Raw genomic sequence first — 20,093 nt, forward strand, 5'->3', positions numbered from 1 at the left:
GGTGCAGACGACTGACATCAGTTTGCACTGACATCACCAAGTTGTTGCTCTGCATAGGCAAGTACCGTTACCAGCACTTCGTCTATGGACATGGCGGTTGAATCCACCACGAGAGCATCTTCTGCCGGTTTAAGGGGGGCAACGGCGCGATTTCTGTCGCGATCGTCACGTTCCCGAATCTCGGTTAAAAGACGCTCAAAGTTAACATCAAAGCCCTTATCTTGCAACTGCTTATAGCGGCGAGCAGCCCGTTCTTCGGCGCTGGCGTCGAGGAAAATCTTCACCTCGGCCTCCGGGAAAACCACGGTGCCCATGTCACGACCATCGGCGATGAGGCCGGGGGCTTGGCGAAATGCTCGCTGACGACGCAGCAGGGCTTCACGCACCCGCGGGAAGGCGGCGATTTTACTGGCGGCATTGCCCACTTCCTCGGTACGGATGGTACGGGAGACATCCTCCCCTTCCAGCACGACTTTCACCTGCTCGGCATCGACCTGGAACTGCACGTCCAGATTGGCAGCCAGGGGAACCAGCGCAGCTTCGGCATCGAGCTCTACATCGTGATGCAGGGCGGCCAGGGCCAGCACCCGATAGATGGCGCCGGAATCGAGCAGGTGCCAACCCAGTTTTTCAGCCAGCAACTGACACAGGGTGCCCTTGCCTGCACCACTCGGGCCATCAATTGTCATCACGGGGGCCATCTGCGGCATAACGTCTCTCCTGCACACTTGTTGCACACATCCCGGGAGGGATGGGGTAATGGGCGCCGATTATACCCAAATGTGCCGAGCCTGGCAGTCGTCGTGGCACACATTTGCGCAAAACCAGTCGCAACTGTCCTCTTTGTGTACCGCCAGGCAAACCATTAAGTTGTGCAAGGTTTTGTTCTTATGGTTGTTCCGCACAAGGCGCGCTAAACTGGCCGCCCTTTTTTAAGCAGCTGTAGTAAGGAGCAACCTATGAGCAGCGTTACCCTCGTGGCCAAATCCAAGTTGCCGACCCCCTGGGGCACTTTCACGCTGGTAGGCTTTCAGGAAACCGGCACCGGCAAGGATCACGCCGCACTGGTGATGGGCGATATCACGGGCGATGAGCCGGTGCTGGGTCGCATTCACTCCGAGTGCCTGACCGGCGATGCCCTGTTCAGTCTGCGTTGCGACTGCGGCTTCCAGCTGCAGGCTGCATTGGAAAACATCGCCAAGGCAGGCCGCGGCGTCTTGCTGTACGTGCGTCAGGAAGGGCGCGGCATCGGCCTGCTCAACAAGATCCGGGCCTATCATCTGCAGGATCAGGGCGCCGACACCGTCGAGGCCAACGTGGCACTCGGCTTTGCCGCCGACATGCGCGACTACACCATCTGCGCCGACATGCTCAAGCAGCTGGAGGTGAAATCCCTCAAGTTGATGACCAACAACCCGCGCAAGATGAAGGCGATGGAATCCTTCGGCATTCCGGTGGCGGAGCGGGTCCCCCTGCAGGAAGGGCGCAATCCCCACAACGAGTTCTACCTCTCGACCAAGGCCAACAAGCTGGATCACATGTTCAAGAAGTGATCCCACCTCGCCACTCGTCGCCATGAAAAACGCCTCCCATCGGGAGGCGTTTTTTGTTGCTCTAGATCGCCGCGGCGCTAGCGGATGGGCAGCTCGATATCGGCAAACATGGCATCCACGTCGTCGCTAGAGCGCAGCGCGATAGCCCGCTCCACTACGTCCCGGGTCAGATGCGGGGCAAAACGGGTCATGAAGTCATACATGTAGGTACGCAGGAAAGAGCCCTTGCGAAAGCCGATCTTGGTGGTGCTGTGGGCAAACAGGTGGCTGGCATCGAGCGCCACCAGATCGGTATCGACCTGGGGATCCAGCGCCATGGTCGCCATCACGCCGATCCCCACCCCCAACCGGACATAAGTCTTGATCACGTCCGCATCGGTGGCGGTGAAGACGATGTTGGGCTCAAAACCGGCCCGGTTGAAGGCGGTGTCGAGTTCGGAGCGGCCGGTAAAGCCGAACACATAGGTCACCAGCGGGAAGCGGGCGATGTCGGCGATGGAGAGCTTGCCGACCTGGGTCAGCGGGTGGCCCTTGGGCACGATCACGCTGCGGTTCCAGTGGTAGCAGGGCAACATGATGAGATCTTCGTACAGGTGCAACGCCTCGGTGGCGATGGCAAAGTCGGCCTGCCCCTTGACCACGGCTTCGCTGATCTGGGTCGGCGTGCCCTGGTGCATGTGCAGGGAGACTTTGGGAAAGCGCTTGATGAAGCCCTTGATCACGTCGGGCAGCGCATAACGGGCCTGGGTGTGGGTGGTCGCAATGTGGAGCGTGCCCTGCTCGGGGTGAGTGTGCTGGCTCGCCACCGACTTGATGCTCTCCACCTTGCCCAGGATCTCGTTGGCAATCTTGATCACGTCCCGGCCAGCCGGGGTGATCTGGGTCAGATGTTTGCCGCTGCGCTCGAAAATCTGGATCCCCAGCTCATCTTCCAGCATGCGCACCTGTTTGCTGATCCCTGGCTGAGAGGTGTAGAGGCTCTCTGCCGTTGCCGACACGTTCAGTCTGTGGTTGGCAACCTCAACGATATAACGCAATTGTTGGAGTTTCATGATGTTAGGCTCTAAAGGCGACTTGAACTAATACTAACAAACTTTTGCCTGATAGCCCTTCCTTCTTGGCCATTTATGGCTGTGCCTGCGCCAGCAAAAAATCCCTCAAGGCGCGGTTGGCCATGGAGAGCGGATCCCCTCGCCGCCACGCCACGCACAGATCGAGAAAGATCGGGGGGGCAAACGGGATCCCGGTCAGGGCAGGCTCTTCGTCCAGCGCCATCCGCAAGAAGGTGGTCACCGCAAAACCCTGCTTCACCACCGCCTTGAGCAGCGGGATGAGGTTGCTCTCAAAGGCGATGTCGGGCTCGCAGCCCAGCCCCTGGGCCAGCGCTTCCATGTGCTCGCGGTGATAGAAGCCGCGGCGAAACATCGCCAGCTCCTGGCTGAAGAACTCGCTCAGCGACACGCTCCGGGCCTGGCGCAGCGGATGCTCCTCCCCCACCACCATCAACATCTCTTCACGCAGCAGCTGGGCCCCCTCCAGCGCCGGCGGCAGATCGCTGGTGATGAGGATGGCAAGATCCAGCGAGCCGTCCACCATGCGGCTCAACAGCTCGCGGGTGCCCGCCTCCTCCACCCGGATCTTGAGGCCGGGGTAGCGATGCTTGAAGGCCATCAGGATCGGCGGAAAGTAATAGGAGCCCATCATGTAGGGAATGCCGATGCGCACCTCTCCGCGCTCCAGCCCCTTGAGCTCGGCCATCTCGGCCTCGGCCTGATGCATCTGGCGCAGCAGGCGCTCGGCATGGCGACAGAGCACCTCCCCTTCCGGGGTGAGCCGCACGTTGCGATCCTGGCGGTCGAACAAGCGCAGCTCGAGCTGCTGCTCCAGCTTGGCGATGGCCATGCTGATGGCGGGCTGCGCCACGTGCAACCCGTTGGCCGCCTTGGTAAAGGAGCCGGCATCCCGCACCGCCAGCAGATAGGTGAGCTGTTTCAGGTCCATATCAATTTGGTTTATCAAATGGATAACTTAAATATATTATATTTATGTTCTGGCGCGCACTAACCTGCAACAAAGCTGTCAGGACAATTGCATATGATCGAAGTCGGTAGTCGTGAATGGATCCGCGCCACCCTGGCCCTCAGCCTGGGCTCCTTCCTGGTGTTTCTCAATCTCTATCAAACCCACCCGCTGCTGCCGCTGCTGGCCGAGGTGTTCTCCGTCAGCTCGCTGTCGGCCGGCTGGACCCTAGCCGGCTGCACCGCTGGGCTCGCCGTCTCGCTGCTCGTCTGCGCCCGGCTGGCGGATCGCTTCGGCCGGCGCCGGATCATGCTGTGGAGTCTGGCCGGTGCCATCCTGCTCTCCCTGCTCATCAGCCTGGTCAGTCAGTTTGAACAGCTGCTGCTGCTGCGGATCCTGCAGGGGGTCCTGCTGGCGGGGCTCCCCGCCACCGCCATCGCCTACATGGGGGAAGAGTTCAGCAAGCGGGCCCTGCTCTCTGCCGTCGGGGTCTACATCGCCGCCAACTCGCTGGGGGGCATCGCCGGCCGGGTGGTCGGCGGTCTACTGGCCGGCTGGTTTGGCGACTGGCAGCACACCTTTCTCGGCATCGGCCTCATCAGCCTGGCGCTGCTGCCTCTCGTCATCTGGCTGCTGCCGGCCCAGACCCGTTTCGTGCCCGTCATCGCCAAGCCGGGCCAGTTTCGCCAGGCCATCATCAGCCACCTCGGCAACCCGCTGCTGGTGGGAGCCTACCTCATCGGCGGCCTCAACTTCATGGTGTTTCTGAACCAATACAGCTACCTCACCTTCCTGCTGGCCAGCCCCCCCTTCTCCTTGCCGACCCAGTGGCTCGGCATGCTGTTTCTGACCTATCTGTCGGGGACGGTGGCCTCCTCCCTCAGCGGCCGCTGCGCACACCGCTGGGGGGCGCAGCGCCTGCTGCTGGTCGGCATAGCCCTGATGGCGCTCGGCAGCGCCCTGCTGCTGGGCGGCTCGCTCGGCGCCATCCTGTCGGGCCTGCTCATCTCGAGCTTCGGCTTTTTCCTGGCCCACGCCTGCGCCAGCGCCTGGGTCGGCCAGCACGTGGAGCACAATCGGGCGCTCGCCTCGTCGCTCTATCTGGTGGGTTACTATCTGGGGGCCAGTCTGGGGGGGCTCTATCTGCACCCCTTCTGGGAGCAAGGGGGACTCGGGGGATTGGTGCTCGGCATCGAGCTGGTACTGGTCATCACGGCAGGGTTGAGCCTCTGGCTCGGCCACTTGAAGGGGCGCCCTGCCCGCCCCCGCATCTGCCATCCCTGATGCTATCTCTGATATGAGACGAGGCCGGTCAAGCGGCCACGTTTCATCAAGCCTGGTCGTAGTAGCCGGCAGGCACCGGCACCACGGCGCCGCTCATCAGCTCTTCTTCAATCACCTCGGCCAAGGTGCGCAGATGAAATTTGATCTGCCCCGAGGTCAGCATCACCGCCACGTCAGGATTGCGCTCATCGCGCAGGTTGCCGGTTTTGAAGGGCACCTCGGGATGGGCTGCCAGCAAGGCGTCCAGCGAAGGTACCACCAGTTCGATATGTTCCAGTCCTGCCTGGTGGCTGCGACCCGGTTTGGGCGCCGCCAGCTCGATGCAGGGCACGATGCCGTGGGCGTGAGGCACCGGTTGATACAAGCGGTAGGTGGCGATGGGCCGTCCGCCAATCATCCCCTCCACCAGCAGGTCACCATGGCTTGCCAATAGAGCCTTCAGGGCCTGGTACTCCGACAGGGTGGCGGCCCGGTAGCAGAGGTGGTCGACCTCGATGGCAGCGGGATGGATGGCGAGGGCTTCCAGCTCGGTCAACAGCTGGCAAACAAATGGGGCCATCGGCCCCAGTGTGGTATCGAGTGAGTGCGACATAATCACCATTTCTTCTTGGGTTGGAACAGGACGTCCAGCTCGTCCGCCTCTTTGTCCTTGATGCTTTGCAGCTCTTTCTCGCTGTGCTCCTGCAAGTGGGCATCGAGTCCGGCCAGGCCTTGCCGCATGTCCTCTTCGCGGGCCATCAGGTAGGGATCCTTGTCGGTGACGCTGGCCAGGGCCGAAAGCCCCTTGGTGTAGAGCTGCCGGCAGGTGCCGAACTGCCCCTGGATCTGGGCATCCATGGCCCGTTTCACCAGGTTGGCGATGTTGATCTTGAGCTGCATCAGCTCGAGGCGGCGATCCTCCTGGGCAAAGCCCTGCGGATCGATCTTGCCCTTGTTGTGTTCAACCCGCAGCACGGCCCGCATCTTCTTGACCAGCTGCAGCATCTGGATGGCCTGGCGATCCGACTCCGGGGTCTTGAAGTGCCCCTCATCCTGGCTGCTGTAGTTCTCCTGCACGTTCTTGATCTGGGTCTGCACGTCGGCAATGCGCTGCTTGAGCTGGCCGCTCGGCATCACCAGGGCGATGGCGCGATAGGCATCGAGGATCCGGTGCTGCAGCAGCAACACTATGTTCTTGGAGAAGGGCACCAGGTTGACGTTGAGCAGCATCTCTTCGGTTTCATCCACCACCGACTTGTGGCGGGCGATGGCATGACGCTTGTCGGCCTCAGCCTTCTGCTTATATTGCTGCACCACGTTATAGGCGATAACCAGAAACAGGAGTGCGCCAATAGACAGCAATACCAGGGTTAAAATCATAGGAAGTCCAAACTCCTGTCCCAATCCAATTGCGTGATCCTACAACAGCTTACCTAGTTAAGGTAGTCCGCAGCGCGGAGCTTGCCCCCGATTTGTTGTGCCCAGACGGGCAGGAGCACAAGGGAAAGCCAGGATCACGCGGCGCTGGCGATACCGCCATTACCCCTTAGTATCGCCCATCGGGCCCATTACTTGAGGTTGAACCCCCTGGATCGCAGGAAATCCTGCATGAAGGGGCGCGCCTCCTTGCCCAGGATGCCCCGGATCTGGCCGCTCCAGCTCTGCTGCTTGTTGTTGCTGCTGCGGGACTGGTAGTAAGCCTCGATCTGCTGGTCGTAGCCGGCAAGCAGTTCGCGATCCAGTTCGGTCTGATAGCGGTTTTCATGCACCACCAGAGCCCGAGGCAAGCGGGGTTTCTGTTCGGGCGCCTGAGCGGGGTGGCCGAGGCAGAGGCCGAACAGCGGGATCACCTGATGTGGCAAGCCCACCGCCTCGCTCACGGCGGTCGGATTGTTGCGGATCCCGCCGATATAGACGCCGCCAAGTCCCATGGACTGGGCTGCCAGCAAAGCATTCTGGGCCATCAGGGCGCCGTCGATGGCACCGATCAGCAGCTGCTCCACAAAGCCGGTCTGGGCATCCGGCACCACTTCGCAGTGGCGATGGTAGTCGGCGCAAAAGAGCAGGAACTCGGCGGCCTGGGCCACGTAGGCCTGATGCCCCGCCAGCTCGGCCAGGCGGCTGCGCAGCGCCTTGTCAGTCACCCGAATGATGCTGTTGGCCTGCAGGAAGCTGGAGCTGGAAGCGGCCTGGGCCGCGCTCAGGATCTGGTCGAGCTGAATGTCGGTGATGGGCTCGGCGGTGAATTGACGAATGGAGCGATGGGCGAGAATAAGGTCGAGAGTCGGGTTCATGTTGCCTCCAGAGACGAAGCCCACACTCTACCCAAAAACAGCGAGGGGCCTAAGGCCCCTCGCATTAACACCGCCACAGAGTAATGCGCTAGCCTGCCAGCGGATAGCAGCCAGCCTTGCAGCTGACCATGAAACGGCTCTCTTCCACCTGCGCCACCGTCATCGGCTTGCTGAACAGGAACCCCTGAAACACGTGGCAGCCCTGGGTGCGCAGGGCGGCGAGCTCATGCTCGTCCTCCACTCCTTCGGCCATGATGCCGAGACCCAGGCTGGTGGCCATGGCGACGGTAGCGCGGATCACCGGCAGGTTGAGGCCCACCACGAAGGAGCGATCCAGCTTGATGGTGTCAATGGGCAGCCGGTTGAGATAGGCCAGCGACGAGTAGCCGGTACCGAAGTCGTCGATGGCAATCTTGATCCCCTGGGCACTCAGGGCGTCGAGGATCTCGATGCACCCCTTCATGTCCAGCATCAATACCGTCTCAGTCAGCTCCAGCGTCAGCAGGCTGGCCGCCACCCCGAACTCCTTGAGCTGCTGGGCCACCAGTTCAGGCAGGGCGGAAGAGAGCTGGAAGCCGGAGAGATTGACCGACACCGGCACGTTCACCCGCCACTCCCGTTGCCAGTGAGCCATCTGGGCCAGCGCCGTCGACAACACCCAGCTGCCTATCTCGCGGATCAGCCCCATCTCTTCCGCCAGCGGGATGAACTCCACCGGCGAGACCTGGCCCAGCACGGGATTGTGCCAGCGCAGCAGCGCCTCGTAGCCGAGCAGCTTGCCCTGTGCCACATCCACCTGAGGCTGGTAGCAGAGGCTCAGCTCCCCCCGCCCGATGGCCTTGGCCAAGAACTGCTTCAGGGTCAGCTTGCGATGCAGAGTCTGCTGCATGCTGGGGGTGAAGCGCTGCCAGCGCAGCCGGCCCATCTGCTTGGCCTGATACATGGCCATGTCGGCGCGGGTGATGAGGTTGTCGCCGTCGTCCGCATCGTCCGGATAGATGGCGATGCCGATGCTGCCGCCGATGGTCACCTCGGGCACGCCGCTCAACTGCAACGGCTTGGTCATCTGGGAGAGCATGAGGTCGGCCACCTCCTGCGCCCGATCGCTCGAGTGGCTGAGCGGTACCAGGGCGGTGAATTCGTCCCCACCGAGCCGGGCCAGCTCCACATCGCGCGGGCAAATCTGCTTGAGCCGACCGGCAACCCGCTCCAGCAGCCGATCACCGGCTTTGTGGCCGTAGTTGTCGTTGACCAGCTTGAAGTTGTCCAAGTCCATGAACACCAGCGCAAAACGCCCGCCCAGCCCGCAATAGGCCTCCAGCGATTTCATCAAGCCATAGCGGTTGAGAAGGCCGGTCAGCGAGTCGTGCCAGGCCAGGTGGCGGTGCTCCAGCTCTTCCAGCTTGCGGTCGGTGATGTCGCGCATGGTGAGCAGGATCTGCGCCCCCTGCTGAATGTGGCGAAACTGGTACTGAAACCAGCGCATCCCCTTGAGGGTGCGGCACTCCCCCTCGGCCACCACTTCATCGAGGCGGGAGAGCTTCTGATAGAAAGCCTCGTCATTGCCGGAGAAGAGCTGGGAGAGGTAGCGGATCTGGTTGCCGAAACACATGTCGAAATGGTGGTTGCCGCTCTCCAGCTGGCCCTGATTGTCAAACAGACAGGCCAGGGTATCGCCGGTGGCGAGCGAGGACTCCTGATAGAGGGTATCGGCGTCGATCACCGCCTCGGTCATCATCATCAGCCGACCCGCCAGCTGGATGCCGGAGAGGCGCAGGTAGATCTGCTTTTTCACGCCCTTGGGGGAAAGCGTCCACCACTCGCTGTAGCTGCGCCCCTGCTGGAAATCCCCGAGGTAGCGCTGCAACAGCAGATCGATGGCCTGTGCCATGTCGGCCGAGAAATCGCGCGATTGCAGCTCGCCCAGCGAGCTCGCTTCCCACACGCTCAAGGCGGCGCGATTGGCCCAATAGATGTGGTGATGCCGGATGTCATAAACCCAGATTGGGGTATGCAGCACATCCATCCCGTTCAATAACCGTTCGTCTAGCGTATTCATCTAATATGGTGATTCATGATGTGTGATCACAGGGAAACCCAGCGACGGAGGGCCCTCCCGGGCACCCGGTGCTGGTACAAAATCGGATCCAGCCCATAATGTGAAACAAGCATGCGCAAAGGGCTGACTTCATATGAAAACGCTACATGTGAAACCCATGGTCAGAAAAAACGGACTCACGTTGGTATTGTTGGGCATCATAGTAACCATTGCTATGATTTTTATACTTTTTTTATTCGGTGAACAACCACTAATCCCCCTCGTCTCCGGCCTGCTGGCGGGTCTGATGATGATATTTATCGGCTCATTGAAGCTGATTGAGCCTCACTTCAGTCTCTCGCTCTGTCACGATTGTCTGCAATATCACCATAAATACGGCGGTTGGATCCTGAAATGGAGAAATATTCAGCGAATAGACCAGCCGCGCATTCATCTGGGCTGGGATCTGGTCCCCCTGCCCTATATCGGTTTGAAAATAAAAGATTACGACGATTTTTTGACATTGATCACACCCAGATTGGCAGTGCGCCTGCTGACCGAGCAACGCAGCGTCTTGCTGCAGGCCCTGCGTAGCGAACAACCGGCCTGCAGCAGCGGGGGTTGTGCTTGTGCTTTTCAGGGCGAGGGATTGCTGGAAGAGAGCCATTTTCGCTCTCCCTCCGGCCAGCGCTATGAGGGGGTGATCGCCATGCTGGCCAACCGCATGACCCGGCTGCGCGAGCTGCTCGGCTACGATCTGCTGGTGCCGGACAACAGCCTTGACCGGGATCCGGTCGAATTTGTCCGGCTGTTGCACCAGTACCAGCGGGAGTCGAATCTAATCCAGATCAATTAAACGCCGGATTGAGCTTGCCAAGGCGGGCGCCTCTTCTTAAGGTCACTGGCTTGTTACACCCAGAACACCGCTTATGAAGTACATCGAAGAGTTCTATCTGTTCGTCAAGGTGGTGCAAGAGGGAGGCTTCTCCCACGCGGCAGCCGCACTGGGCATGCCAACCGGCACCATCAGTCGACGTATTTCTCAGCTGGAAGAGCAGCTTGGCTGCTCCTTGCTACACAGATCCACCCGCAAACTCCGCCTCACCGACGAAGGGCTGCGCTACTACGAGCGCCTGTGCACCCCGTTGGCCGCGATCGAGCAGGCCACCGGCGAGATCCAGGGCAAAGAGGCCGACATCAACGGGGTGATCCGTCTGGCGGCCCCCATCGCCCTCTCCAACACCATCCTGGTCGACATGCTGGCGGACTTTGGCCTGCACTACCCCGAGGTGCAGTTCGACATTACCCAGACCAACGACCACCAGCATCTGTTCGACAACGACCGGGATCTGGTGTTCTTCAACGGCGAGCTGCCGCAATCCTTGCCCAACGCACTCTGCCTTGGCCACATCGAATACGGCCTGTTTGCCTCCCCGCTCTATCTGGAGAAGATGGGCACACCGGCGCATCCCGCCCAGCTGGAAGATCACGCGCTGATCTACTGCTGGCCACACCAGCACTGGCAGTTGACCGATCGGGACGAGCAGACGGTACAGATCAAGCGCTCCGCCAAACTGACCGTCAACCAGACCCAGGCTGCCGTCCGGGCAGCCAGGCGCCACCTGGGGATCGTCAATGCCCCGCTGCACTACGTGCATCCCTTCCTGCAGGATGAGCAGTTGGTCGCGGTGCTGCCCGACTGGAAAACCGGCAACCGGCCCTTCTATATGTTGCGCTGCCAGCCTCAGTTTGCCCCGCTGCGTGTTAAGATGTTCGCTGAATTTGTTGAAAAATATTCAGCGCGCTACCGGAATCGCCAATGGGACAATCAATTTTCACCGGCGACCAGCCTGTCCCATTGCATCTGACCGTTGGCGGGCCACACTTATAGCAATCCTCGTTGACCAGGCCAGCCTAACACTATGAATGTATTGATATGTGATGACTCAGGATTCGCCCGTAAACAGCTGGCCCGCGCCCTTCCCGCCGACTGGGACGTGACGCTGCATTACGCCGCTAACGGGCTGGAAGGGATAGAGCAGGTGCTGATGGGTCATGGGGATCTGATCTTCCTCGACCTGACCATGCCGGAAATGGATGGCTACGGCGTGCTGGAGACCCTGCAGCGGGAGGGGCTGCGCAACAAGGTCTTCGTTGTCTCCGGCGATATCCAGCCGGAAGCCTATCAGCGGGTGATGGGGCTGGGAGCGCTGGATTTCATCAAGAAACCCGCCGCACCGGAAACCCTCAGCGCCCTGCTGAAACAGCATGATCTGTGGCAGGCCAAAGGCGCCGCCACTGCAAATGACACCCGGCCCGCCGGCCAGAGTGTCAGTGATGTCGGCAGCCTAGATACCGGCATCAAGATCAGTCCCGAGGTGCGCGACGTCTATCAGGAGCTCGCCAACGTCTCCATGGGCCAGGCCGCCGACCTGCTGGCCCGCCTGCTCAACGCCTTCGTGGTGCTGCCCATTCCCAACGTCAACGTGCTGGAAGTGTCCGAGCTGCACATGGCCCTCTCTGCCGCCGCCGACTCGGATACCCTCTCCGCCGTCTGTCAGGGCTTCATCGGCGCCGGTATCGCCGGCGAGGCGCTGATTCTATTCCACGACTCCAGCTTCAAGGATCTGGCCCGGCTGATGAACCATCAGGGCGTGCTCGATCGCAACGCCGAGCTGGAGCTCTTGATGGATACCGCCAACGTGCTGATCGGTGCCTTTTTGCGCGGTTATGCCAGCCAGCTCGATACCCCCTTCAGTCAGGGCCATCCTGTGGTACTCGGCCAGCACAGGCCCATCAACGAGCTCATCAACACCAACAAGAGTCGCTGGCGCCGCACCCTGGCCATCGAGATCAACTACCGGGTCCAGGATTACGCGGTGCAGTGCGATCTGCTGCTGCTGTTTACCGAAGATTCCATCGCCACCATGAACAACAAAATCATGCACATGCTCTAGGAGTGACCATGGAAATCCGTGAATTTCATTGGCTGATGAACATAGTCCAGAACCTGGACGTGGGGCTGGTGGTGCTCGACAAGGAGTACAAGGTGCAAGTGTGGAACGGCTTCATGGAGAGCCACAGCGGCCGATTGGCCGGCGAGGTGCGCGATGGCGTGCTGTTCGAACTCTTCCCCGATGTGGATCGGGCCTGGTTCGAGCGCAAGGCCAACATGGTGTTCAAGCTCAACAACCGCGCCTTCAGCACCTGGGAGCAGAAACCCTATCTGCTGCGTTTTTCCAACTACCGCCCGATCACCGGCTCAGCCCCCCACATGTTCCAGAACCTGACGCTGGTGCCGCTGGCCGATTTTGGCGGTCAGGTGACTCACATCGCGGTAATGATCTACGACGCCACCGACGAGGCCATGCTGATGAGCGGCCAGCGCCAGGCGTGACCCGCTTTCTTCTCAACAATAAAACAGGGCGCCTTGGCGCCCTGTTTTATTGAGTGAACCTTAACGTGCGGCAAGGTACTCGGTGAAGGCATCGATCACCTCGTCGATGTCGTCATCGGTGATCTGCAGATGGGTCACCAGCCGCATCTCGCCATAACCGGAGAAGAGGATCCCCCGCTCCTTCATGAACGCGAGCAGCGCCTCGGCCTCCCCTTTCACCAGCCGCAGAAATACCATGTTGGTCTGCACCAGCGCGAGATCCAGCCCGATGCCGGGCAATGCGGCCAACCCTTCGGCCAGCCGTCTGGCACGGCGGTGATCGTCTGCCAACCGGGCCACATGCTGATCAAGGGCAAACAGACCGGCCTGAGCCAGGATCCCCGCCTGGCGCATGCCACCACCCAACATCTTGCGCAGCCGTCTGGCGCGGTCGATGAAGGGGCGAGAGCCCACCAACAGCGACCCTACCGGTGCTCCTAGCCCCTTGGAGAGGCAGATGGAGATGCTGTCAAAGGGGGCGGCCAGCTCGTCTACCCCATGACCGCTCGCCACGGCGGCGTTGAACAAACGGGCACCATCCAGATGCAGTTGCAACCCGCGTTCGTCGACGAATTTGCGCATCGCCTGCAGGTAGTCAAGAGGCAGCACCTTGCCGTTATGGGTGTTTTCAAGGCAGACCAGCCGGGTCTGCACAAAATGGGCATCATCAGGGGCGATCGCCGCGGCGACATCGGCCACTGCCAGCGAACCGTCGGCCTGCATGGGCACCGCCTGCAGCGCGACCGATCCCAGCACGGCGCTCCCCTGCGCCTCATAGCGATAGATGTGGGCCGCCTGACCGACGATGGCGCCCTCCCCCCGCTGACAGTGGCTCATCACCGCCAGTAGATTGGACATGGTGCCCGAGGGGACAAACAGCGCGGCCTCCTTGCCAAGCAGCTCGGCCCCGCGGGCCTCCAGTGCATTGACGCCGGGATCTTCCCCGTAGACATCATCCCCCACCTCGGCATGCAGCATGCTCTGACGCATGGCATCCGTGGGCTGGGTGACCGTATCACTTCGTAAATCGATATAGCGCATGACATCCCTCCTGAAGCAGGAGGATGACGTTAGCCAGCAGGAGCTGGCTTGGCAAGCGGGCCGTTTCCGGAATGTGAAGCCGGTGACGGGTTACCAGGGCAGCGGCTGGCCCTGCAGGTCGAGGAAGCCGCCGGACTGGGCCGGCGACAATTGGTTGATGAGATCAAGCAGACGCGGCGCCACCAGCGCCGGATCCTGCAAGGTCTCGGCCGCCAGCTCGTCGAGGAAGGGTTGATTCATGGGGGTGGCCATCAGCCCCGGATGCACGGTAACAACCCCGGCGGCGGGGAAGCGCTCCCCCCATTCGTGGGCCAGCGTTCTTGCCCCCATGTTGAGGGCCGCCTTGCTCATCCGGTAGCTGTAACGGCTGCCCGTCTCGTTGGCGCCAAGACTGCCGGCCAGATCGGAGAGAGAGCAAAGCCAGAGGCGGGCATCCGGCGTCATCCGGCGGCTCAGGCAGGCGGCCAGAGCCAGCTGCGGCCAGGCGTTGGCCAGCAGGCTGTCGCACAGCCACCTGGGTTTGACCTCCTCCACCCGCCGCTCCGGCATGAAGTTGATGTCGTGCAACAGACCGATGGTGTTGATAACCACGCTCGGCAACGGCGCCGTGTCATAGAGGGTGAACAGGGCATCGAAGGAGAGCACATCCACCTCCTGCAACGGGAAATAGCAGGCGGGATCCACCCCCTTGGGCAGCTGCCTGCCGGCCAGCACCAACTCCTCGCCACGGGCGGATAGCTCATGTGCCAGCGCCGTGCCCAATCCGCCGCTGCCCAAGATCAGATAGCCCATCTCCCTCTCCCTGCTGCCCTTATCTGCTTTAGAGGGTATCAGAATAATCCCCGGCCGTTGCCCGGCCATCCCCATTCAGGCTCACGCCTCATGCAGGTGTTTGCCAAACTCGCGTGCCCGCGCCAGATCCAGAAATCCGTCAGCCTGCTTGTGACTGCGCAAGAACTGGTAGTAGGCGAGCAGGGTAACCAGCTCGTCTTCTGCAGGCAGACGCTGCTGCGGCAACTGTTCCTGCAACAAGGTGCCGGCGGCGCTCAGCGCTTCTCTGTCCACCACCTCCGCCTGCCGATAAAGGTAGCCGCAGCCGGTGGCGAGCCACTCCAGCGAGCAGTTGGCGGCCATGGCAATCTGGTTGGCCTTGCCAAGGCCGGGTTCGGCCCCTTTCAGATATTTACGGATCAGGGCCTCACTCAGCCCCACCTTGCGGGCAAAGGCACTGATGCTGCCCGTCCCGATCAGGCTGTGCAAGCGCTCGGCAAAACCGTCCATTTCCTTCCCCTTCAGAACCAAAGTTCGAATTAACAAAAGCCGCATTATTGCCTTGCCAGCCAGAAGAGACCAAGATGCTGGCAGCTTTTTTCCCTTATCCGCCAAGGAGCCACCATGTCCGTATCCCGCCTCCCCCTGCATCCACAGGGTCCGACCTTCTCTCGCCTCATCATGGGTTACTGGCGTCTGATGGAGTGGCAACTCTCCCCGAGCGCCCTGCTGGATCTGATGAAGTACCACCTGGATCTGGGGGTCACCACCATCGATCACGCCGATATCTACGGTGGCTACCAGTGCGAAGAGGCCTTCGGCAACGCCCTGCGCCTTGAACCCTCTCTGCGCAGCCGGATGGAGATCGTCAGCAAGTGTGGCATCGCCCTCACCGCCAAGCCGGAACACGCGCTGAATCACTACAACACCGGCAAGGCGCACATCATCGCCAGTGCCGAGGCCTCCTTGCAAAAGCTCGCCACCGACCACCTGGATCTGCTGCTGATCCACCGCCCGGATCCCCTGATGGATGCCGACGAGGTGGCCGATGCCTTCATCACCCTCAAGCAGGCAGGCAAGATCAAGCATGCCGGGGTCTCCAACTTCACCCCTCGCCAGTTCGAGCTGCTGCAGTCGCGCCTGCCCTTCCCGCTGGTGACCAATCAGCTGGAGATCTCGCCGCTCAACCAGAGCACCACCCTGGACGGCACCCTGGACCAATGCCAGCAACTGCGCATCAAGCCGATGGCCTGGTCCTGCCTTGGTGGCGGGCGCCTGTTCCAGGCTCCCGAATATGCCCCGCTGCGCGCCGAGCTCGAGCAGATCCGCCAGGAAGTGGGCGCCAAACAGATCGAACAAGTGGTCTACGCCTGGGTCATGATGCTGCCAAGCCAGCCGCTGCCGCTGATAGGCTCCGGCAAGCGGGAGCGCATCGCCGCCGCCGTGGCCGCTGAATCCATTGTCCTCAATCGCCAGCAGTGGTTTCGCATTCGCAAGGCGGCGCTCGGTTACGACGTACCCTGATTCATCCGGCAAATTCCAGAAACAAAAACGGCATGGGGGAAACCCATGCCGTTTTGCGTTATCGAGGCAGCTCAGCGATGACGCTGGGGGCGACCACGTGGTGCATCTGTCTTCGGCTTGGCCTGGTTGACTGTGATGGTACGGCCACCGATTTCGGTGCCATGCAAACCGGCGATGGCCTTTTCAGCCTCGCCATTGACAGGCATTTCAATGAAGCCAAACCCCTTGGACTGACCGGTATCGCGATCGATGATGATATCGACCTTGTCTACCTGCCCAAATTGGCTGAACACGGTTGTCAGTTCGTCGGCCGTCATCCGGTACGACAGATTACCTACGTAAATCTTCATGCCATCCACTCTCGATTCAAGGTGCCTTCTCTATCCAATCACCAACACAAAGGTAAGGGCACAACCCCCATGCCGGACCTGCCAGGGCATCATGCCTGGGCACTCCCCCGTACGGTTCACTCAAGTCATTGATCTCTTGGATGAACAGAACGGGCAAGATCAATTCGAGTCACTGGCAGTATCTGAGCTTTGGGGAAGATTGTCGAGAAAATAGTCAGCTCATATGGGGAGCAGGGCATCCAGCAGCCCCTGCAGCGTGCGTCGACCATGCCAGGCGCGCTTAAAGCCAAAGCGATAGGTGCCGGCTGCCACGACATGGGTGCCTTCCCGACTCAGCCCCATCAGCGCGGTGGCGGCCGCCAGCTGTTCATCGTTTAGCGCCAGATCCAGGCTGAAGGCCAGCCACTGACCATCGTGGCCCACCTTGCGATCCCGCTCGACCCCGACCAGTACCGATCTTGGCAGGGCCTGTGCCCGATCGCTGCTGCCATTGAGCAGGTAAAGGTGCGTCTCGTCCCAGGCCAGTTCCGCCAGCCGCCAGCGCTGCCAGCTGCGAGGCAGTATCATCATCAGCAGCACTATGCCGCCAAACACCAGCCCCACCCAAGGCAGCAAGCCCATTTGCGGATAACCCAAGCCAACGGCGGCCAGCACGGTGAAAAGGCTCGCCAGCAACAGCACAACCATCACCGGATAGAAACGGCGAGCAGGGGGCATCAGCCAGACCAGTCCCTCTTTGTTCACCAGCTCACTGACCTTCATTCTCTTCTCCTCTTGCCTGTGCGTTCACACGCCCTGGATGCACCAATTTTGTCGCGCATTGTGCGCGAGCCCGACACCGGGATGCAACCGGGCTCGCTCATCGGGTGACGGCCTCACCGGACTCTTGGTATCATTCTCTTCATCTGAGCCCATTCGCATGCTTGTCGGGAGTCTCATGCTTGCCACCACCCTGCTCTTCATGGCCAGTGCCTTTCTTGCCGAACCTCATCCCCGCCAGGCTGAAGCGATTGGCGGCTACTCCGCCGGCTGCCTCAAAAATGGAGTAGCACTGCCGCTGACCGGCCCCGGCTATCAGGTGATCCGCACCAAGCGACTGCGCTACTACGGCCACCCCGAGCTCATCGCCTACCTGACCACCCTGGCCAACCAGACCCGCATGGCCGGCATGCCGGACCTCTATATCGCCGATCTCGCCATGGCCCACGGTGGCCCCTTCACCTCCGGTCACCGCAGCCACCAGACCGGCCTCGACGCCGACATCTGGTTTCGTATGGCCAACCAGCCCATCTCAACATGGGAGCAGGATGCCCCCAAGGAGTGGGCGCTGATCGATGAGCCCAGCTACCGGTTACTGCCCGGGCGCTTCGGCCCCCAGCAGCTAAACCTGCTGCGCCTGGCAGCCAGCAAGCCTGAGGTCGCCCGCATCTTCATCAACCCGGTGCTCAAGGCCGAGGTATGCAAACGGGCACCCGATGAACCCTGGGTCGGCAAGTTGCGCCCCTGGGTCGGCCACTTCAGCCACTTTCATGTGCGTCTACGCTGCCCGGCCGGCAGCCCGGATTGCCAGCCTCAGGCGCCGATCCCGCCCGGCAACGGCTGCGGCGCCGAGCTGGTTTCCTGGCTCAAAGACAAGCCGCAACTGCCCAAGGTTTCGATGGCTTACCACAAACCCAGACTGCCCGCCCGTTGTGGCGGTTGACCACAAGCTGGTATGGTGAGCCGTTATCTGCAAAAAATGTCAATGGAGAACAACAAGATGGCCACTTCACTCTGGCAGAGGGCAACCCAGTCCCTGTTGGTTATGACCCTGCTGCTGGGCCTGACCGGTTGCGGCATGAACAATATTCCGACCCTGGATGAGCAGGTCAAGGCGAGCTGGGGCCAGGTCGAGAACCAGTATCAGCGCCGCGCCGATCTGGTCCCCAATCTGGTGGCCACCGTCAAGGGCTACGCCAGCCACGAGCAGGAGACCCTCAAGGCGGTGACCGATGCCAGAGCCCGGGTGGGCAGCCTGCAGGTCAGTGATCCCGCCCAGCTCAAGGAGTTTGAAGCGGCCCAGAACCAGCTCTCCGGCGCCCTCTCCCGGCTGATGGTGGTGGTCGAGCGCTATCCGGACCTGAAAGCGGATCAGCAGTTCCTGACCCTGCAGGCCCAGCTGGAAGGCACCGAAAATCGTATTTCGGTGGCCCGGCGCGACTACATAGAAGCGGTACGTCAGTTCAATACCGAGATCCGCACCTTCCCCGGCGTCATCTGGTCCAAGCTGCTCTACTCGGACCTGGAGGCCAAACCCACGTTCAGCGCCAAGCCAGGTGCCGATGAGGCGCCCAAGGTCAGTTTCCAATGAAGCGCGTGATCCGCGCCCTGTTGTCCTGCCTGCTGCTGTGGACGGCGGTGGTGTCCGCCGCCCCCACTTTCCCCGCCTTGAGCGGACGAGTGGTGGACGAGGCCAACCTGATGTCCCGCAAGCAGGCCCACCAGCTCACCCAGCAGCTGGCGGCATTCGAGAAGCGCAGCGGCATCCAGCTGGTGGTGGTCTCCATCGACACGCTGGCGGGCGACACCATCGAGGAGTACGGCTATCAGCTCGGCCGTCATTGGGGCATCGGCCAGAAGGGCAAGGACAACGGGGTGCTGCTGCTGATCGCCCAGGATGAGCGCAAGGTGCGCATCGAGGTGGGCTACGGGTTGGAAGGCGCCCTGCCCGATGCCATCGCCGCCAACATCATCCAGACCCGGATCCTGCCCGCGTTCAAGCGCGGCGACATGGTGGCCGGGGTGGTTGCCGGCAGCCAGGCGATCATGCAGGCGCTGGCGGGCGAGTACAAACCGGTGGACAACGCCAGCAAGGATAAGCTGGGCGGGCCCTGGCTGTTCATCCTGATGGTGATAGTGATGATCGTGCTGCACAACCTGCGTGGCGGTGGTGGTGGCGGCAGAGGTGGCCGGCGCCGCGCCGCTTACCTCGCCGGTGGCTTCGGTGCCGGTCGCTCCGGTGGCGGTTTTGGTGGTGGCGGCGGCGGTTTCAGTGGAGGGGGCGGCAGTTTCGGCGGCGGCGGCGCCTCCGGTGGTTGGTAACAGGGATTAAGAGACGACACATGATTTCGAAACAGTTCTTTCACACGCTGCAGGCCAGGGTCAAACAGGCGGAGCAGGCAACCGATGCCGAGCTGGTGACCGTTCTGGCCCCCGCCAGCGACGGCTATCGCTACATCCCCACCCTGTGGGCGGCGCTGCTGGCCATGCTCACCCCGCTGCTGGTATTCGAGCTCGGTTTTTGGCTCGGCTGGTACGAGATCCTGCTGGTGCAGTGGTCGGTCTGGCTGGTGCTGAGCATCCTGTTCCACTGGACCCCCATCAAGATGTACCTGATCCCCAAACAGGTTCGCCAGCACAGGGCCGCCCTGATGGCACGCCTGCAGTTCGTCGAACAGGGGTTGCATCGTACCCGGGACAGGCTGGGTGTGCTGATCTTCGTCTCGGTGGCCGAGCACTACGTGGAGATCCTGGTGGATGACGGCATCGCCCAGCACATCGACAACGGTCAGTGGCAGGAGATCATCGATGACTTCACCCGCCGGGTACGCAACAAGGAGGTGGAGCAGGGTTTCCTCGAGTGCATCGAGCGGACCAGCGCCATTCTGACCGACGCCTTCCCCGCCACCCGCGACCAGAACGAGCTGCCGGACAGCCTGATCATCCTCCCCAAGCCCTGAGCGGGTTTAAAAAACCGGCATTCTGTTCAAGGGATAGGCGTTCGATAAAGATTATGAAAAATAAGGGGAAAAGTGGTTGACCCAG

The 20,093-nt window shown here is 61.4% G+C and carries 23 protein-coding genes; 11 read left to right on the forward strand and 12 right to left on the reverse strand.

Features of this window, described 5'->3' with window-relative positions:
* Positions 1-17: 17 nt before the first annotated feature.
* Entirely contained in the window at positions 18-710 is a 693-nt protein-coding gene (gene cmk / locus OKC44_RS17635; protein ID WP_044799811.1) for a (d)CMP kinase, read from the reverse strand.
* Between the two features lie 249 nt (positions 711-959).
* On the opposite strand from cmk, the gene ribA reads away from it, so the two are divergent.
* Positions 960-1,553 carry a GTP cyclohydrolase II gene (ribA, locus tag OKC44_RS17640; RefSeq protein ID WP_010634253.1) on the forward strand — a complete coding sequence of 198 codons (594 nt, stop codon included), beginning with the start codon at positions 960-962 and terminating at the stop codon, positions 1,551-1,553.
* 77 nt (positions 1,554-1,630) lie between these two features.
* Here ribA and cysB read toward each other — a convergent pair whose 3' ends face one another.
* Positions 1,631-2,605, reverse strand: coding sequence for an HTH-type transcriptional regulator CysB (gene cysB / locus OKC44_RS17645; protein WP_010634254.1), 975 nt, complete (start codon positions 2,603-2,605; stop codon positions 1,631-1,633).
* A gap of 73 nt (positions 2,606-2,678) precedes the next feature.
* Complete coding sequence (locus OKC44_RS17650; RefSeq protein WP_010634255.1) at positions 2,679-3,554, reverse strand: LysR family transcriptional regulator; 876 nt, start codon at positions 3,552-3,554, stop codon at positions 2,679-2,681.
* 93 nt (positions 3,555-3,647) lie between these two features.
* On the opposite strand from OKC44_RS17650, the gene OKC44_RS17655 reads away from it, so the two are divergent.
* Positions 3,648-4,856, forward strand: coding sequence for an MFS transporter (locus tag OKC44_RS17655; protein WP_270814368.1), 1,209 nt, complete (start codon positions 3,648-3,650; stop codon positions 4,854-4,856).
* Positions 4,857-4,902: 46 nt separating this feature from the next.
* Here the strand turns inward: OKC44_RS17655 and OKC44_RS17660 are convergent, their stop codons facing one another.
* The 4 genes from OKC44_RS17660 to OKC44_RS17675 all read right to left on the reverse strand — a co-directional run bounded on the left by OKC44_RS17660 (position 4,903) and on the right by OKC44_RS17675 (position 9,155).
* Positions 4,903-5,457 (reverse strand): VOC family protein, encoded by a 555-nt coding sequence (locus tag OKC44_RS17660; RefSeq protein WP_270814370.1) that lies wholly within the window; start codon positions 5,455-5,457, stop codon positions 4,903-4,905.
* Positions 5,451-6,215, reverse strand: a complete 765-nt coding sequence (locus tag OKC44_RS17665) for a DNA repair ATPase (RefSeq protein ID WP_011705685.1) — start codon at positions 6,213-6,215, stop codon at positions 5,451-5,453. The genes OKC44_RS17660 and OKC44_RS17665 overlap by 7 nt, the downstream gene beginning before the upstream one ends.
* A gap of 188 nt (positions 6,216-6,403) precedes the next feature.
* Complete coding sequence (gene nfsA / locus OKC44_RS17670) at positions 6,404-7,129, reverse strand: oxygen-insensitive NADPH nitroreductase (protein WP_270814372.1); 726 nt, start codon at positions 7,127-7,129, stop codon at positions 6,404-6,406.
* An 88-nt stretch (positions 7,130-7,217) separates the two neighbouring features.
* Complete coding sequence (locus OKC44_RS17675; RefSeq protein ID WP_270814401.1) at positions 7,218-9,155, reverse strand: putative bifunctional diguanylate cyclase/phosphodiesterase; 1,938 nt, start codon at positions 9,153-9,155, stop codon at positions 7,218-7,220.
* 166 nt (positions 9,156-9,321) lie between these two features.
* Here OKC44_RS17675 and OKC44_RS17680 point away from each other — a divergent pair, with 166 nt between their 5' ends.
* From OKC44_RS17680 to OKC44_RS17695, 4 genes are all read left to right on the forward strand, one after another.
* Complete coding sequence (locus OKC44_RS17680) at positions 9,322-10,023, forward strand: DUF2982 domain-containing protein (RefSeq protein ID WP_041218153.1); 702 nt, start codon at positions 9,322-9,324, stop codon at positions 10,021-10,023.
* Between the two features lie 73 nt (positions 10,024-10,096).
* Positions 10,097-11,035, forward strand: a complete 939-nt coding sequence (locus tag OKC44_RS17685; RefSeq protein ID WP_270814374.1) for a LysR family transcriptional regulator — start codon at positions 10,097-10,099, stop codon at positions 11,033-11,035.
* Between the two features lie 54 nt (positions 11,036-11,089).
* Positions 11,090-12,124 (forward strand): response regulator, encoded by a 1,035-nt coding sequence (locus tag OKC44_RS17690; protein ID WP_139389880.1) that lies wholly within the window; start codon positions 11,090-11,092, stop codon positions 12,122-12,124.
* A gap of 8 nt (positions 12,125-12,132) precedes the next feature.
* Positions 12,133-12,564, forward strand: a complete 432-nt coding sequence (locus tag OKC44_RS17695) for a PAS domain-containing protein (protein ID WP_005346525.1) — start codon at positions 12,133-12,135, stop codon at positions 12,562-12,564.
* Between the two features lie 60 nt (positions 12,565-12,624).
* Here OKC44_RS17695 and ltaE read toward each other — a convergent pair whose 3' ends face one another.
* The 3 genes from ltaE to OKC44_RS17710 all read right to left on the reverse strand — a co-directional run bounded on the left by ltaE (position 12,625) and on the right by OKC44_RS17710 (position 14,925).
* Positions 12,625-13,644 (reverse strand): low-specificity L-threonine aldolase, encoded by a 1,020-nt coding sequence (gene ltaE, locus OKC44_RS17700; RefSeq protein ID WP_270814377.1) that lies wholly within the window; start codon positions 13,642-13,644, stop codon positions 12,625-12,627.
* A 90-nt stretch (positions 13,645-13,734) separates the two neighbouring features.
* On the reverse strand, positions 13,735-14,436 hold the full coding sequence (locus OKC44_RS17705; RefSeq protein ID WP_270814379.1) for an SDR family oxidoreductase: 702 nt from the start codon (positions 14,434-14,436) through the stop codon (positions 13,735-13,737).
* 81 nt (positions 14,437-14,517) lie between these two features.
* Positions 14,518-14,925: a helix-turn-helix domain-containing protein gene (locus tag OKC44_RS17710; RefSeq protein WP_039214920.1), complete on the reverse strand. Its 408-nt coding sequence runs from the start codon at positions 14,923-14,925 to the stop codon at positions 14,518-14,520.
* Positions 14,926-15,039: 114 nt separating this feature from the next.
* Between OKC44_RS17710 and OKC44_RS17715 the strand changes: the two genes are divergently transcribed.
* Positions 15,040-15,939, forward strand: coding sequence for an aldo/keto reductase (locus OKC44_RS17715; RefSeq protein WP_270814381.1), 900 nt, complete (start codon positions 15,040-15,042; stop codon positions 15,937-15,939).
* Between the two features lie 71 nt (positions 15,940-16,010).
* Here the strand turns inward: OKC44_RS17715 and OKC44_RS17720 are convergent, their stop codons facing one another.
* Both OKC44_RS17720 and OKC44_RS17725 read right to left on the reverse strand, forming a co-directional pair.
* The gene (locus OKC44_RS17720) at positions 16,011-16,289 is read right to left on the reverse strand and encodes an RNA recognition motif domain-containing protein (protein ID WP_026080382.1); all 279 of its coding nucleotides are present in this window, start codon (positions 16,287-16,289) and stop codon (positions 16,011-16,013) included.
* A gap of 219 nt (positions 16,290-16,508) precedes the next feature.
* Positions 16,509-17,051: a hypothetical protein gene (locus OKC44_RS17725; RefSeq protein ID WP_270814383.1), complete on the reverse strand. Its 543-nt coding sequence runs from the start codon at positions 17,049-17,051 to the stop codon at positions 16,509-16,511.
* A 175-nt stretch (positions 17,052-17,226) separates the two neighbouring features.
* Between OKC44_RS17725 and mepA the strand changes: the two genes are divergently transcribed.
* Genes mepA through OKC44_RS17745 form a run of 4 tightly spaced genes read left to right on the forward strand, consistent with a single transcriptional unit; the run spans position 17,227 to position 20,008 of the window.
* On the forward strand, positions 17,227-17,991 hold the full coding sequence (mepA, locus tag OKC44_RS17730; protein ID WP_270814385.1) for a penicillin-insensitive murein endopeptidase: 765 nt from the start codon (positions 17,227-17,229) through the stop codon (positions 17,989-17,991).
* Between the two features lie 42 nt (positions 17,992-18,033).
* On the forward strand, positions 18,034-18,639 hold the full coding sequence (locus OKC44_RS17735) for a LemA family protein (protein WP_065477938.1): 606 nt from the start codon (positions 18,034-18,036) through the stop codon (positions 18,637-18,639).
* Positions 18,636-19,370 (forward strand): TPM domain-containing protein, encoded by a 735-nt coding sequence (locus OKC44_RS17740; RefSeq protein WP_085735188.1) that lies wholly within the window; start codon positions 18,636-18,638, stop codon positions 19,368-19,370. Before OKC44_RS17735 ends, OKC44_RS17740 begins: the two co-directional genes overlap by 4 nt.
* A gap of 20 nt (positions 19,371-19,390) precedes the next feature.
* A complete protein-coding gene (locus tag OKC44_RS17745; RefSeq protein ID WP_042064353.1) occupies positions 19,391-20,008 on the forward strand; it encodes a TPM domain-containing protein in 618 nt (205 codons plus the stop codon).
* Positions 20,009-20,093 lie beyond the last annotated feature (85 nt).

This window comes from Aeromonas sp. S41-2 (assembly GCF_027705845.1).
GTDB lineage: Bacteria > Pseudomonadota > Gammaproteobacteria > Enterobacterales > Aeromonadaceae > Aeromonas > Aeromonas hydrophila.